At 53.8% G+C, this 14,026-nt stretch carries 14 protein-coding genes; 8 read left to right on the forward strand and 6 right to left on the reverse strand.

Annotated features, from left to right (window positions below; all coding sequences use genetic code 11):
• On the reverse strand, nucleotides 1-933 hold the full coding sequence (gene rfaD, locus AC3ITF_RS00555) for an ADP-glyceromanno-heptose 6-epimerase (protein ID WP_096759088.1): 933 nt from the start codon (nucleotides 931-933) through the stop codon (nucleotides 1-3).
• Between the two features lie 214 nt (nucleotides 934-1,147).
• On the opposite strand from rfaD, the gene kbl reads away from it, so the two are divergent.
• The 3 genes from kbl to AC3ITF_RS00570 all read left to right on the forward strand — a co-directional run bounded on the left by kbl (nucleotide 1,148) and on the right by AC3ITF_RS00570 (nucleotide 4,609).
• On the forward strand, nucleotides 1,148-2,344 hold the full coding sequence (kbl, locus tag AC3ITF_RS00560; protein WP_117342546.1) for a glycine C-acetyltransferase: 1,197 nt from the start codon (nucleotides 1,148-1,150) through the stop codon (nucleotides 2,342-2,344).
• A 9-nt stretch (nucleotides 2,345-2,353) separates the two neighbouring features.
• Nucleotides 2,354-3,379, forward strand: a complete 1,026-nt coding sequence (tdh, locus tag AC3ITF_RS00565; protein ID WP_137399933.1) for an L-threonine 3-dehydrogenase — start codon at nucleotides 2,354-2,356, stop codon at nucleotides 3,377-3,379.
• Between the two features lie 192 nt (nucleotides 3,380-3,571).
• On the forward strand, nucleotides 3,572-4,609 hold the full coding sequence (locus tag AC3ITF_RS00570) for a glycosyltransferase (protein WP_489176064.1): 1,038 nt from the start codon (nucleotides 3,572-3,574) through the stop codon (nucleotides 4,607-4,609).
• Here the strand turns inward: AC3ITF_RS00570 and AC3ITF_RS00575 are convergent, their stop codons facing one another.
• Genes AC3ITF_RS00575 through gpmM form a run of 3 tightly spaced genes read right to left on the reverse strand, consistent with a single transcriptional unit; the run spans nucleotide 4,610 to nucleotide 8,383 of the window.
• Complete coding sequence (locus AC3ITF_RS00575) at nucleotides 4,610-5,542, reverse strand: divergent polysaccharide deacetylase family protein (RefSeq protein WP_489176065.1); 933 nt, start codon at nucleotides 5,540-5,542, stop codon at nucleotides 4,610-4,612.
• A 3-nt stretch (nucleotides 5,543-5,545) separates the two neighbouring features.
• Entirely contained in the window at nucleotides 5,546-6,805 is a 1,260-nt protein-coding gene (gene envC, locus AC3ITF_RS00580; protein WP_232058724.1) for a murein hydrolase activator EnvC, read from the reverse strand.
• Nucleotides 6,806-6,838: 33 nt separating this feature from the next.
• Nucleotides 6,839-8,383, reverse strand: coding sequence for a 2,3-bisphosphoglycerate-independent phosphoglycerate mutase (gpmM, locus tag AC3ITF_RS00585; RefSeq protein WP_489176066.1), 1,545 nt, complete (start codon nucleotides 8,381-8,383; stop codon nucleotides 6,839-6,841).
• 248 nt (nucleotides 8,384-8,631) lie between these two features.
• On the opposite strand from gpmM, the gene AC3ITF_RS00590 reads away from it, so the two are divergent.
• From AC3ITF_RS00590 to cysE, 5 genes are all read left to right on the forward strand, one after another.
• Nucleotides 8,632-9,063: a rhodanese-like domain-containing protein gene (locus AC3ITF_RS00590; RefSeq protein ID WP_096759096.1), complete on the forward strand. Its 432-nt coding sequence runs from the start codon at nucleotides 8,632-8,634 to the stop codon at nucleotides 9,061-9,063.
• A 28-nt stretch (nucleotides 9,064-9,091) separates the two neighbouring features.
• On the forward strand, nucleotides 9,092-9,343 hold the full coding sequence (gene grxC, locus AC3ITF_RS00595; protein ID WP_003024152.1) for a glutaredoxin 3: 252 nt from the start codon (nucleotides 9,092-9,094) through the stop codon (nucleotides 9,341-9,343).
• A gap of 47 nt (nucleotides 9,344-9,390) precedes the next feature.
• Nucleotides 9,391-9,858 carry a protein-export chaperone SecB gene (gene secB, locus AC3ITF_RS00600; protein ID WP_096759097.1) on the forward strand — a complete coding sequence of 156 codons (468 nt, stop codon included), beginning with the start codon at nucleotides 9,391-9,393 and terminating at the stop codon, nucleotides 9,856-9,858.
• Nucleotides 9,858-10,877 carry an NAD(P)H-dependent glycerol-3-phosphate dehydrogenase gene (gpsA, locus tag AC3ITF_RS00605; protein ID WP_117342542.1) on the forward strand — a complete coding sequence of 340 codons (1,020 nt, stop codon included), beginning with the start codon at nucleotides 9,858-9,860 and terminating at the stop codon, nucleotides 10,875-10,877. The genes secB and gpsA overlap by 1 nt, the downstream gene beginning before the upstream one ends.
• Nucleotides 10,878-10,957: 80 nt before the next feature.
• Entirely contained in the window at nucleotides 10,958-11,779 is an 822-nt protein-coding gene (cysE, locus tag AC3ITF_RS00610) for a serine O-acetyltransferase (RefSeq protein WP_096759099.1), read from the forward strand.
• Nucleotides 11,780-11,958: 179 nt separating this feature from the next.
• Here cysE and trmL read toward each other — a convergent pair whose 3' ends face one another.
• Both trmL and AC3ITF_RS00620 read right to left on the reverse strand, forming a co-directional pair.
• The gene (trmL, locus tag AC3ITF_RS00615) at nucleotides 11,959-12,432 is read right to left on the reverse strand and encodes a tRNA (uridine(34)/cytosine(34)/5-carboxymethylaminomethyluridine(34)-2'-O)-methyltransferase TrmL (RefSeq protein ID WP_003827329.1); all 474 of its coding nucleotides are present in this window, start codon (nucleotides 12,430-12,432) and stop codon (nucleotides 11,959-11,961) included.
• A gap of 46 nt (nucleotides 12,433-12,478) precedes the next feature.
• The gene (locus tag AC3ITF_RS00620) at nucleotides 12,479-13,819 is read right to left on the reverse strand and encodes an MFS transporter (protein ID WP_117342540.1); all 1,341 of its coding nucleotides are present in this window, start codon (nucleotides 13,817-13,819) and stop codon (nucleotides 12,479-12,481) included.
• Nucleotides 13,820-14,026 lie beyond the last annotated feature (207 nt).

Consider the following 14,026-nt stretch of genomic DNA (forward strand, 5'->3'; position numbering starts at 1 on the left):
TTACGCGTCGCGGTTCAGCCAGGCCATATATTCCGTTACGCCTTCGGCCACGGTCTTAAACGGCTTGTCGTAGCCTGCTGCGCGCAGGTTAGTCAGATCCGCCTGAGTAAACGCCTGGTAGCGGCCTTTCAGTTTTTCCGGGAATGGAATGTACTCAATGCTGCCTTTTTTATGGTAAGCCAGCGTAGCATCCGCCACGGCCTGGAATGATTCCGCACGACCGGTACCGAGGTTAAAGATACCGGATACACCATTTTCCAGGAACCACAGGTTAACTGCGGCAACATCGCCAACATAGACGAAATCACGTTTGAAGTTTTCGCTGCCTTCAAACAGTTTTGGCGTTTCGCCATTGTTGAGTTGGGTATTGAGATGGAAAGCCACGCTTGCCATGCTGCCTTTGTGGCCTTCACGCGGTCCGTAGACGTTGAAATAGCGGAAGCCAACAATCTGCGAATCCGCTTCTGGCAGGATCTGACGAACATACTCGTCGAACAGGAACTTTGAGTAGCCGTAAACGTTCAGCGGTTTTTCATATTCACGGGATTCGATGAAGTCAGAAGTACGTCCGCCGTAAGTGGCTGCAGAAGAGGCGTACAGGAACGGAATTTCGCGTTCCAGGCAGTAGTGCAGCAGCTCTTTGGAGTATTGATAGTTATTGTCCATCATATACTTGCCATCCCACTCGGTGGTGGAAGAGCATGCGCCTTCGTGGAAAATTGCTTCGATATCGCCGAATTCTTCACCGGCCATAATCTGGATCAGGAAGTCTTCCTTATCCATGTAGTCAGCAATATTCAGATCCACCAGGTTAACAAACTTGGTGCCGTCTTTCAGGTTGTCCACCACCAGGATATCAGTGATGCCTTTATCATTCAGTGACTTAACGATGTTGCTGCCGATAAATCCCGCGCCGCCGGTAACGATGATCATAAATGTAACCTTCGAATTATGGAGTCAGAGACAATCTCAGACACGAATACTTCTATCATATCACTACATGGCCCTGGCTTCAGCCATTCACCGATAAGCCGTGCGGGTACACGTGATTTATGCTTCATTTTGAAGAAGTGATGACGCGTCATCTCGTATCAATGTATAGCTTTGGGTAATATGTGCTGAAATTTGCCCAGTCTGGAGAATTGCAATGCGTGGGAATTTTTACAAGCAGTTAACGAACGACCTGGAAACCGCACGTGCGGAAGGGCTGTTTAAAGAAGAACGCATTATTACGTCTGCGCAGCAGGCGGATATCACGGTGGCTGATGGAAGCCACGTGATTAACTTTTGTGCGAACAACTATCTGGGACTGGCTAACCACCCGGAACTGATTGCAGCGGCAAAAGCGGGTATGGATTCTCACGGGTTTGGCATGGCTTCGGTGCGCTTTATCTGCGGCACCCAGGACAGCCACAAGCAGCTGGAGCAAAAACTGGCGGCGTTCCTCGGTATGGAAGATGCCATTCTTTATTCTTCCTGCTTTGATGCTAACGGCGGCCTGTTCGAAACGCTGCTGGGCGCAGAAGATGCGATTATCTCCGATGCCCTGAACCACGCCTCTATCATCGACGGCGTTCGTCTGTGTAAAGCGAAGCGTTTCCGTTACGCCAATAACGATATGCAGGAGCTGGAAGCGCGCCTGAAAGAAGCGCGTGAATCTGGGGCGCGTCACGTGCTGATTGCTACCGACGGCGTGTTCTCGATGGACGGCGTGATTGCCAACCTGAAAGGCGTCTGCGACCTGGCGGATAAGTACGATGCACTGGTGATGGTTGATGATTCCCACGCGGTGGGTTTTGTCGGCGAAAACGGCCGCGGTTCCCATGAATACTGCGAAGTGATGGGGCGTGTCGACATCATTACCGGTACGTTGGGTAAAGCACTGGGCGGCGCGTCCGGTGGTTATACCGCAGCGCGTAAAGAAGTCGTGGAGTGGCTACGTCAGCGTTCCCGTCCGTACCTGTTCTCCAACTCACTGGCTCCGGCGATTGTGGCGGCGTCCATTAAGGTGCTGGAAATGGTTGAGTCCGGCCATGACCTGCGCGATCGCCTGTGGGCAAACGCCCGTCAGTTCCGTGAGCAAATGTCCGCCGCTGGCTTTACGTTAGCCGGTGCCGATCACGCGATTATTCCGGTGATGTTGGGTGATGCAGTCGTTGCACAACAGTTCTCCCGTGAACTGCAAAAAGAAGGTATTTACGTTACCGGCTTCTTCTATCCGGTGGTTCCGAAAGGCCAGGCGCGTATCCGTACCCAGATGTCTGCGGCGCATACCCCTGAGCAGATTACGCGTGCTGTTGACGCGTTCACACGCATTGGTAAACAACTGGGCGTTATTGCCTGAGGATGTGAAATGAAAGCGTTATCCAAACTGAAAGCGGAAGAAGGCATTTGGATGACCGACGTTCCTGAACCGGAAGTCGGTCATAACGATTTGCTGATTAAAATCCGTAAAACAGCCATCTGCGGGACTGACGTTCACATTTATAACTGGGATGAATGGTCGCAAAAAACCATCCCGGTTCCAATGGTTGTTGGGCATGAGTATGTCGGCGAAGTAGTCGGCATCGGCCAGGAAGTGAAAGGTTTTAAAATCGGCGATCGCGTGTCGGGTGAAGGCCACATTACTTGCGGACATTGCCGTAACTGCCGTGGTGGGCGTACTCACCTGTGCCGCAATACGACCGGTGTCGGTGTAAACCGTCCGGGTTGTTTTGCTGAGTATCTGGTGATCCCGGCGTTTAACGCGTTCAAGATCCCGGATAACATCTCCGATGATTTAGCCTCAATCTTCGATCCGTTCGGCAATGCGGTTCACACGGCACTGTCGTTCGATCTGGTCGGAGAAGATGTGCTGGTTTCCGGTGCGGGTCCTATCGGGATTATGGCGGCAGCCGTCGCGAAGCACGTTGGTGCACGCCACGTTGTCATTACGGATGTGAATGAGTATCGCCTTGAGCTGGCACGCAAAATGGGTATTACTCGCGCGGTAAACGTAGCGAAAGAGAACCTGACTGATGTCATGGCCGAGCTGGGTATGACCGAAGGGTTTGATGTGGGTCTGGAGATGTCCGGTGCGCCGCCAGCGTTCCGCACCATGCTGGACACCATGAACCACGGCGGTCGCATCGCCATGCTGGGTATTCCGCCGTCAGACATGTCCGTCGACTGGACGAAGGTTATCTTTAAAGGGCTGTTTATTAAAGGTATCTACGGTCGCGAAATGTTTGAAACCTGGTACAAAATGGCTGCATTGATCCAGTCTGGTCTGGATTTGTCGCCAATCATCACCCATCGGTTCTCCATCGATGAGTTCCAGCAGGGCTTTGACGCGATGCGTTCAGGTCAGTCAGGGAAAGTGATCCTGAGCTGGGATTAACCGTTTCTGATTAATGGGTTCTGTGTGCTGTCCCCGGATATTTATGTTCATTAAATACTCGGGGATTTTTTTCTGGCGCGATCCCGCTTGTCTGGCGCATTTTAGGTCAAAGATAAGAATAACTTTCTCTGATCTTCTGCCGCGTAATATGCTAAAAATTGCCGTTAATTACATTGTTTGGCAGGATTTTATATGACCTATACTCCAGGCCTATTGAGCGTCATTATGCCGCTTTACAATACGGGTGAACCGTTCATTGCGTGTATGGATTCGCTGATCGCGCAAACCTGGAAAAATCTGGAGATCATCATCGTAAATGATGGCTCTACGGATAACTCGGCAGAGCTTGCTCAGGCCTATGCGGATCGTTATCCACACGTCCATTTGCTGCACCAGCGCAACGGGGGCGTCTCGGCAGCGCGAAATACCGGTATGGCGGTAGCAAAGGGCGAGTATATCGCTTACGTCGATGGTGACGACATTGCCTATCCGGAAATGTATGAAACGCTGATGAATATGGCGCTGCAGGACAATCTGGACATTGCCCAGTGTAACGCCGACTGGTGTATTGCGGAAACGGGTCATACCTGGGCATCTATTCCCACCGATCGTATTCGTTCTACCGGCGTCATGACCGGGCCGGACTGGCTGCGCAAAGCACTTGCCAGTCGTCGCTGGCGGCATGTGGTCTGGATGGGGGTTTACCGTCATCAAACCATCCGCGACGCTGGGCTAACCTTTCTTTCCGGTCTGCACCACCAGGATATTATTTGGACGACGGAGTTTATGTTTAACGCCAAACGCGCGCGTTACACGGAGGTTCCGCTGTATAAATATTTCCTGCACGGCGCGTCCGTCAGTCGCCTGCCGCGTACCGGAGAGAAGAATCTGGCCTATCAGCGCCACTACATCAAAATTACCCGCCTGCTGGATAAGATGAATCATGATTACGCCGGGCGTATTCCGATTTACCCTGAATTCAAACAGCAGGTGATTTACGAAGCGCTACGCGTATGCCATTGCATCCGTAAAGAGCCAGACGAAAAGATTCGCCAGCGCATGATTGCCGAGGTGTTTGTATCGGGTATGTTCAAGCGAATGGTGAGCAATATTTGCAGCGTTAAGCTGGGTTATCAGGTGCTGTTATGGGCCATCCGGTTTAGCAAGTGGCGCGATAAATCACTGACGCCACGCCGTCTGGCCCATGTCACGCTGGGTCTGAAAGACTGATTACGACCAGCCCTGCCACTGCAGGCGCATATATTGTACCAGCGTGCTTTGGGTGATGCTCTCACCGAGCACGCTAAAGAATCGGCTGGCGTAAACGGGTTCTAACGGTTGCTTCGGTTTGCACAGTTTCACCCCGCGGAAAGGATTACGCGGCGCATCAGGCGTGCTGTTTTTCGGTGGCGTCAGATTTGGCGTAGAGGTATCTACCTGTGGTTCATTGAGCAGGCTGCTTGGGCGAACCAGCGTAATGTCGGCGGGCAGGTTATAAACCATTTGCTGCAATACGCGTACCGTCGAAGGATGAGGGTGCCCAATCGCGATAGCGGAACCGTTGCGGCGCGCCAGTTCGACCGCGCGGTTAAACTGGCGGCGAATGTCCGCTTCGTTTTGCGTGTCGTCGAGGAAGACTTTGCGTTTAATCACTTTCACGCCCGTTCCTCCTGCCGCACGCATGGACTGGCTGTTACCGATGGTCATACTGTCCAGGAAATAAAGATCGTACCGTTCCAGTGCCTGCATCACTTTCTGCATACCAAACAGGCTGGAGGTCATCGCGCTGCCCATATGGTTGTTAAGCCCGACGGCATACGGCACTTTGCTTACCGCATCGCGAATAATCCGCTCAATCTCGTCGCTGCTCATCTCCGGGCGCAGGGTATCTTTCTCAAGCGGCTGTTTGCTGAGAGGCGCCATCGGCAGATGGATTAAGACTTCATGTCCGCTGTTATGCGCTTTGGTCGCCATCTCCCGTGCATGTGGTGCATTGGGCAGAACGGCAACGGAGATCGCAGAAGGCATCGCTAGCACCTGATTCTCGTTGTGCGGACGATAACCGAAATCGTCGATCACGATGGCAAGCTTACCGGCAAAAACAGAGGGAGCGAATGCCAGCAGGCTGGCGAGTGATAATATTATGCGGCGAAACTGAGGCAAAACTTATCTTCCCAACCACGGCTGTGGATTGACCGCCTGACCCTGGCGACGAATTTCGAAATAGAGTGCGGGTCTGCCCTGACCGCCGCTGCTACCCACCAGGGCAATCGGCTGTCCGGCACGCACCTGCGTACCTACGCTGACCAGCGCGCTTTGGTTATAGCCGTACAGGCTCATATCGCCTTTACCGTGCTCAACCACGACCACCAGACCATAACCCTGAAGCCAGTCGGCCAGAATAACGCGACCGTCGGCAATGGCTTTCACTTCGGTGCCTTCAGATGCGCCAATGACCATCCCTTTCCAACGTAGCTCACCTTGCAGCTGTTCGCCATAGCGATGTAGCGTTGGGCCACGGACGGGCCAGAATGCCTGACCGCGCGGTGAACCTAACCCCCCGGTACGGGACATCAAGGATTTTTCGTTTTCGGTCGGCTTGTAGGTCGACCCTTTGCGCGATGCATCCTTTTGCTTATCGCGCACCGCCTGTGCTTCGCGGGCTTCACGTTCAGCGCGCGCTTTGGCGGCGGCCTCGGCCCGTGCAAGGCTGCTGCGTAGGCGGGATTCGTTGGCGCGCAGTTCGCTGAGCTGCTGCTGGCCCTGCTGAATGGAGGACTCCAGCCCAGCGAGCGTTTTTTGGCGCTCGTTACGCGCCTGTTCCAGCTTGGCCTGTTGAGCGCGCTGCTCGTACAGCAGCGTTTGCTGCTCACTCTGTTTATCTTCCAGCTCGGCTTTCTGCGAATCGACCTCTTCGCGGGTTTGCTTCAACTGGGCGATGGTTTCCTGCCGCGCCTGGTTCAGATAGCCAAAATAGGCCTGCAGGCGCTGCCCGCGCTGACTCTCTTCGCCACTGAGGATTAACTGAATGCCGGTGTGCTCACCCTGACGAAACGCGGCGTCCAGTTGGGCGGCCAGGCTGCGTTCCTGTGCTGCTCGCTGCTTTTCCAGCTTCGCGAGGGCGGCGTTCATTTCGGCAATTTGCGCATTCAGTTGCGCCAGTGAATTTTGCGTTTCGCGCAGCTGTCGTGCCGCAACGGCGATGGCCTGTTCCTGGGCTTTAAGCTGGGCGAGGAGGGTGGAACGTTGCTGTTGTTGCTGGCGTACCGCGCGTTCTTTTGCCGCGATATCGGCCTGAATAGATTTGAGCTGGTCGCGTTCGTCCGCGTGGGCGGAAAAGGCGCACAACAATACGCCAGCGCTAATCACGCTGGCGTATAACAAGGGCCTGACTGAAAACCTACGCGGTTTTGCGGCCCATGTGATGGTATTAATCGCCTTTCCCCTCATGGGGAGGGATTATTCCACGATGAACAGCGGCTTACCAGTCATCTCTTGCGGGATTTCCATGCCCATCAGCGTCAGCATGGTCGGGGCGATATCGGAAAGTTTACCGCCATCGACAGCTTTGACGTTTTTACCACCGACATAAATCAGCGGAACCGGCAGGTTGGTATGTGCAGTATGTGCCTGACCGGTAGACGGATCGCGCATTTGCTCAGCGTTACCGTGGTCTGCGGTGATCAGCAATTGGCCGCCAACGGACTCAACCGCTTTGGCCACTTGCTCAACGCAGTGATCCAGCGCTTCAACCGCTTTAACCGCAGCATCCATTACCCCGGTATGACCGACCATGTCGCCGTTCGGGTAGTTACAGATGATGGTGTCGTATTTCCCGCTCTCAATCGCGGCAACCAGCTTCTCGGTCAGCTCTGCGGAGCTCATTTCTGGCTGCAGATCGTAGGTGGCTACTTTCGGCGAGTTGATCAGGATACGGTCTTCGCCTTTGAACGGCTCTTCTACGCCACCGTTGAAGAAGAAGGTCACGTGTGCATATTTTTCAGTTTCGGAAATACGCAGCTGGGTTTTGTCGTGCTTCGCCATCCACTCGCCGAGGGTATTCGCCAGAGACGTTGGTGGGTAAGCTACCGCTGTTTTGATGTCGGCCGCGTATTCGGTCAACTGCACAAAGTTGAGGTTAACCACTTTCTTACGCGCGAAGCCATCGAAGTCAGCGTTCACAAACGCGCGGGTGATTTCACGCGCACGATCAGCACGGAAGTTCATGAAAATCAGCGTATCGCCGTCTTCCATTGCGGCATCAGCCTGGCCTTCTGCGCGGATCACGGTCGCTTTTACGAATTCGTCGTTTTCATCACGAGCATAAGCGGCCTGCAGACCTGCTACTGCGGTGTCAGCCTGGAATTCACCCTGGGCCAGCGTCATCAGGTCATACGCTTTTTCAACGCGATCCCAACGGTTGTCGCGGTCCATGGCGTAGTAACGACCAATAATGGACGCAACGCGACCTTTGCCCAGTGCTGCAAATTTTTCTTCGAATTTTTGCAGCGACTTTTCAGCGCTGCGCGGTGGTGTGTCACGGCCATCGAGGAAGGCGTGCAGATAGATTTTTTCTGCGCCGCGTTCTGCCGCCAGCTCAACCATCGCCAGGATGTGATCTTCGTGGCTGTGTACGCCGCCCGCAGACAGCAGACCCATGATGTGTACTGCTTTGCCGCTATTTTTCGCCTGGTCGACCGCATCGGTCAGTACCGGGTTAGTGAAGAAAGTCCGTTCTTGAATTTCAACATCCAGACGGGTCAGATCCTGATACACGATACGGCCCGCGCCCAGGTTGACGTGACCCACTTCGGAGTTACCCATCTGGCGGTCAGGCAGGCCGACTTCCAGACCAGATGCGTCAATCAGGGTATGTGGACGTTTGGCCCACAGAGCATCCATAACCGGGGTTTTAGCATTAAAAATGGCGTTATCCTGGCTGTCTTCGCGATAGCCGTAGCCATCCAGAATCACCAGTACCATAGGTTTTTTAGAAACCGACATTGCGACAACCTCACACTTAATAGATAAAAATAATTGCGTAATTTTACTACAGCTGAATCGATAAAGTAGCCCCCGAAGATCAAATAATGGGGTATAGCACGTCAGGGAGGACTCGGATTTACGTTTTTTTTTCCGTAGCGCCCCGCAAAAATGCAATCCAATGCACGCTCTGGCTGTATTTGCGCCAACGCGCAGGTATACTCTTTCCCTGGTTTTTTTAATCACTGAGTCGGGAGTTGTTACCCCCCATGCAAGAAATTATGCAATTTGTTAGTCGCCACCCTGTCTTGAGTATCGCCTGGATTGCGTTACTGGCGGCTGTATTATTTACGACCATCAAAAGCCTGACCTCGAAAGTGAAGGTGATTACCCGCGGCGAAGCCACTCGTCTTCTCAATAAAGAAGATGCGGTTATTGTGGATTTACGTCAGCGTGATGACTTCCGCAAAGGCCATATCGCCGGTTCAACTAACCTGCTGCCGAGCGAAATTAAAGCCAACAACTTCGGCGAGCTTGAAAAACACAAAGCCAAACCGGTTATTGTGGTTGACGGTTCTGGCATGCAGTGCCAGGAATCTGCAACTGCGCTGATTAAAGCGGGTTTTGAGCAGGTGTCCGTGCTGAAAGACGGCGTAGCAGGCTGGAGTGGTGAAAACCTCCCGCTGGTACGTGGCAAGTAACACCGTAAGTTAATATCGGAGATAAGTCATGGCCAACATCGAGATCTACACCAAAGCAACCTGCCCATTTTGCCATCGCGCGAAAGCGCTATTGAACAGCAAGGGCGTGAGTTTCCAGGAACTTCCGATTGACGGCGACGCCGTGAAGCGCGAAGAGATGATCAAACGCAGTGGTCGTACGACGGTTCCGCAGATTTTTATTGATGCACAGCACATTGGTGGTTGTGACGACTTGTATGCGTTGGATGCGCGTGGTGGACTGGATCCCCTGCTGCGTTAAGGCGTACGGATAGTATTTAAAGGACAACACTAAAGGGTTTTCTAAACATGTCAGAACAAAATAACACTGAAATGGCTTTCCAGATCCAACGTATTTATACCAAGGATGTGTCTTTCGAAGCGCCAAATGCACCGCATGTTTTCCAGAAAGATTGGCAGCCAGAGGTTAAACTTGATCTTGATACTGCATCTACCCAACTGGCAGATGACGTGTATGAAGTTGTGCTGCGTGTCACCGTAACGGCTTCTCTGGGTGAAGAAACGGCGTTCCTGTGCGAAGTTCAGCAGGGCGGGATTTTCTCCATCAGCGGAATTGAAGGGACTCAGATGGCGCATTGCCTGGGTGCATACTGCCCGAACATCCTGTTCCCGTATGCCCGTGAATGCATCACCAGCCTGGTATCACGCGGTACGTTCCCGCAGCTGAACCTTGCACCGGTCAACTTTGATGCGCTGTTCATGAACTATTTACAGCAGCAGACTGGCGAAGGTACTGAAGAACATCAGGATGCCTGATGAATCAAAGTAATGCTTCAATGACTGTGATTGGTGCCGGCTCGTACGGCACCGCTCTTGCCATTACCCTGGCAAGAAACGGCCACCCGGTTATCCTGTGGGGCCATGATCCCAAACATATCGCAACGCTCGAGCACGATCGCTGCAACGTTGCGTTCCTTCCTGATGTGCCTTTTCCCGATACGCTGCGCCTGGAAAGTGATTTAGCCACTGCGCTGGCCGCCAGCCGTAATATTCTGGTGGTGGTGCCGAGCCACGTCTTTGGCGAAGTGCTGCGTCAGATCAAACCGTTGATGCGCTCTGATGCGCGCCTGGTTTGGGCGACAAAAGGCCTGGAAGCGGAAACGGGACGCCTGTTACAGGATGTCGCGCGTGAAGCGTTGGGGGATGCCATTCCGCTGGCGGTGATTTCCGGTCCTACGTTTGCCAAAGAACTGGCTGCAGGCATGCCTACGGCGATTTCGCTGGCGTCAACGGATGAGACGTTTGCTGACGATCTCCAGCAACTGCTGCACTGCGGCAAAAGTTTCCGCGTTTACAGTAACCCGGACTTCATTGGTGTACAGCTTGGCGGCGCGGTGAAAAACGTGATTGCCATTGGCGCAGGGATGTCTGACGGCATCGGTTTCGGTGCTAATGCGCGTACGGCATTGATCACCCGCGGGTTGACCGAAATGTCACGCCTTGGCGCGGCGCTGGGTGCCGATCCGGCGACCTTCATGGGCATGGCGGGTCTGGGCGATCTGGTGCTGACGTGTACCGACAACCAGTCGCGTAACCGCCGTTTTGGCATGATGCTCGGTCAGGGCATGGATGTTCAGGGCGCGCAGGACAAGATTGGCCAAGTGGTTGAAGGCTATCGCAATACGAAAGAAGTTCGTGAATTGGCGCACCGTTTTGGTGTCGAAATGCCAATAACCGAGGAAATTTATCAAGTATTGTATTGCGGAAAAAATGCGCGCGAGGCAGCATTGACGTTATTAGGTCGTGCACGCAAGGACGAGCGGAGCAGCCACTAGCCGTAAGGAACCGTTTTACTATAACGACCCGACCCGCGTAGAACGGGTTGGTCGTTTTGCTACCTTCTGTGGAGTACGCAATGCCGTGTGAAGAACTGGATATCGTCTGGAAAAATATTAAAGCAGAAGCCCGGGCACTGGCGGATTGTGAGCCAATGCTGGCCAGTTTTTACCACGCAACGCTGCTCAAGCATGAGAATCTCGGCAGCGCGCTAAGCTATATGCTGGCGAATAAGCTTGCGTCGCCAATCATGCCGGCGATTGCTATTCGTGAAGTGGTGGAAGAAGCCTACGCCGCCGATCCGGAAATGATTGCCTCGGCGGCCTGCGATATCCAGGCAGTGCGCACGCGTGACCCGGCTGTCGACAAATATTCCACCCCGCTTTTGTACCTGAAGGGCTTCCATGCGCTGCAGGCTTACCGCATCGGCCACTGGCTGTGGCATCAGGGACGTCAGGCACTGGCGATCTTCTTGCAAAATCAGGTGTCTGTGACTTTCCAGGTCGACATTCATCCGGCGGCAAAAATTGGTCGTGGGATCATGCTCGATCATGCCACCGGAATTGTGGTGGGTGAAACCGCGGTGATCGAAAACGACGTCTCGATCCTGCAATCCGTCACCTTAGGCGGGACCGGTAAAGCGGGCGGCGATCGTCACCCAAAAATTCGTGAAGGCGTGATGATTGGCGCGGGCGCAAAAATTCTCGGCAACATCGAGGTTGGGCGCGGGGCGAAAATTGGCGCGGGTTCTGTCGTCTTACAGCCCGTACCGCCACATACCACCGCCGCAGGCGTTCCGGCACGGATTGTCGGTAAACCTGACAGCGATAAGCCGTCCATGGATATGGATCAGCATTTCAACGGGATACATCATACGTTCGAATGCGGCGATGGCATCTGATTTCGAGCTATCTTACTTGCCATATTGAACCTGGGCTGTGCTCGTCATCCTCACGTACTGCGTGTACGCTCCGGTGACTGTGCGCAGTCCGTGTGCAATCTGTCTGCGCCGATAACGCTCGAAACGAATAACATCAAATTAATGTAGGTCGGATAAGGCGCTAGCCGCATCCGACAAAATCAACTGCGTAATACGGCGCCCGGATACCCCAGCTGGCGCCAGGCCTCATACACCACCACCGACACCGCGTTAGACAGGTTCATGCTGCGGCTGTCCGGCATCATCGGAATACGAATTTTTTGTTCTGCAGGCAGCGCGTCGAGAATGCTGGCGGGCAGGCCGCGCGTTTCCGGGCCAAACATCAGATAATCACCATCCTGATAGCTTACCGCGCTATGGGCCGGCGTCCCTTTGGTGGTCAGCGCAAAAAGACGTTGCGGATTTTCTGCAGCCACAAAGGCGGCGTAATCAGGGTGGCGCAGTACGGCGGTAAATTCGTGATAATCCAGCCCCGCGCGACGCAGGCGCTTGTCGTCCCAGGTAAAGCCCATGGGCTCAATAATATGCAGACGAAAGCCGGTATTGGCGCAAAGGCGGATGATATTGCCGGTATTTGGCGGGATTTCTGGTTCGAATAAAACGATGTTAAGCATACTGCCCCCTTAATAACGGGGGGCAGGATAGCAGAAAGGACGGGTACTATGCGACGGTCAGAGGCTGCGGTTTATAGCGTTGCAGCTTATAAAGCGTTGCGGCAGCAGCCAGCAGCGCGGGAACGCTGAGGAACATCAATATGCTGTCAGCCTGCCATTGCAGAGAAAGTAATTGGGCGCTGGTCATGGTCCCGGCGACGCCACCAAAGCGGCCCACGCCCTGCATCCAGGCAATACCTGTTGCGCGACAGTGGGTCGGGTAAAACGTTGCCGCCAGCGTCTGTAGTCCGGACTGTGCACCGTTCATGGTGATCCCCATCAGGAAGATCAGGGCGCCAAACAGAATGATGTGGTTATGTTCAAACCCGAGCGCCAGTGCAAACAGCATTGTCAGGATAAAACCGATGGAGACGACTTTGTGCGCTTCCCAGCGATCCATCAGCCAGCCGGCCAGCAGGATCCCCGCGGTACCGCCGAAGGTGAACAGTGATGTCAGCCAGGCAGATTCTGCCAGCGGGTAACCCATTCCCAGCATCAGCGTCGGCATCCAGCTCAGCAGCACATAATAGATAACCAGCCCCATAAAGTAGGTCATCCACAGCATCAACGTGCCCGGCAGCCACGGCATGCTGAACAACTGCGCCACGCTGCCTTTTTTGACGTCAGTCCGTTCTTCATCCAGATAAAAATGGGTGACCTGGTCTATATCACCTGGCATAAAGCGACGGGCAATTCGTTTGACTTGTGCGATCTCTTTCCCGCGATGGACCAGATACTTGACCGACTCCGGCAGAAATAACACCAGGAGGATGGTCAGCGCCAGCGGGGCAATTGCCCCGGCGAGCAGGACGCTGTGCCAGCCGTAGTTAGGAATCAGCCAGGAGGAGATAACCCCGCCACCTGCTGCACCGAGCGGGAAACCGCAGTACATGGTGTTAATCGCCATCGAGCGGCAGCGTTTTGGCGCAAATTCTGACACCAACGTGATGGCGTTCGGCATTGCTGCACCCAGCCCGAGTCCGGTGAGAAACCGCCAAAACGTTAACATATTCAGCGTCTGGGCATAGGCGGTGCCCAGACTGGCGAGACCAAAGAACAGGCAGGAAAAAACCAGTACGCGTTTACGTCCCATGCGATCGGAAATTGGCCCGGCCAGCAGGGCGCCAAATGAGAGCCCCAGCAGCGCGGCGCTTAATACCGGCCCGAGATCTTGTTTCTTGATCCCCCAGTCGGCTGAGAGGGTAGGGGCAATGTAGCCCATCGCCGCCGTGTCGAAGCCATCAATGGCCAGCACCAGAAAGCCAAGGACGATGATGACCCAATGAAAGCGTGAAAAAGGACTGTCATCTATCGCCTGCTGGATATTCACTTTACCGGAATAAACCATGTCACCCTCGCCCGTTATGATGGTTGTTGTCGTGTGGATTATTATTGTGTGGGTTGTTGTTGTATTAGCTTGTATATACATTTGGCAGGTGAATAAAAAGTTGTCAAATATATTGAGTGTAAATGTTAACTGGTCGTTATTTTTGCATAAAAAATGGCCGGGCTGAGAACAGGCCGACCATTCAGAGTGTAGGGTTTTACGGGGTGC

The sequence above is a fragment of the Citrobacter sp. KH_055_1 genome, from assembly GCF_057838705.1.

Coding starts and splice junctions, on each gene's coding strand:
- rfaD (WP_096759088.1), bottom strand. CDS start 933: ATGATCATCGTTACCGGCGGCGCGGGATTTATCGGCAGCAACATCGTT.
- kbl (WP_117342546.1), top strand. CDS start 1,148: ATGCGTGGGAATTTTTACAAGCAGTTAACGAACGACCTGGAAACCGCA.
- tdh (WP_137399933.1), top strand. CDS start 2,354: ATGAAAGCGTTATCCAAACTGAAAGCGGAAGAAGGCATTTGGATGACC.
- AC3ITF_RS00570 (WP_489176064.1), top strand. CDS start 3,572: ATGACCTATACTCCAGGCCTATTGAGCGTCATTATGCCGCTTTACAAT.
- gpmM (WP_489176066.1), bottom strand. CDS start 8,383: ATGTCGGTTTCTAAAAAACCTATGGTACTGGTGATTCTGGATGGCTAC.
- AC3ITF_RS00590 (WP_096759096.1), top strand. CDS start 8,632: ATGCAAGAAATTATGCAATTTGTTAGTCGCCACCCTGTCTTGAGTATC.
- grxC (WP_003024152.1), top strand. CDS start 9,092: ATGGCCAACATCGAGATCTACACCAAAGCAACCTGCCCATTTTGCCAT.
- secB (WP_096759097.1), top strand. CDS start 9,391: ATGTCAGAACAAAATAACACTGAAATGGCTTTCCAGATCCAACGTATT.
- gpsA (WP_117342542.1), top strand. CDS start 9,858: ATGAATCAAAGTAATGCTTCAATGACTGTGATTGGTGCCGGCTCGTAC.
- cysE (WP_096759099.1), top strand. CDS start 10,958: ATGCCGTGTGAAGAACTGGATATCGTCTGGAAAAATATTAAAGCAGAA.
- trmL (WP_003827329.1), bottom strand. CDS start 12,432: ATGCTTAACATCGTTTTATTCGAACCAGAAATCCCGCCAAATACCGGC.
- AC3ITF_RS00620 (WP_117342540.1), bottom strand. CDS start 13,819: ATGGTTTATTCCGGTAAAGTGAATATCCAGCAGGCGATAGATGACAGT.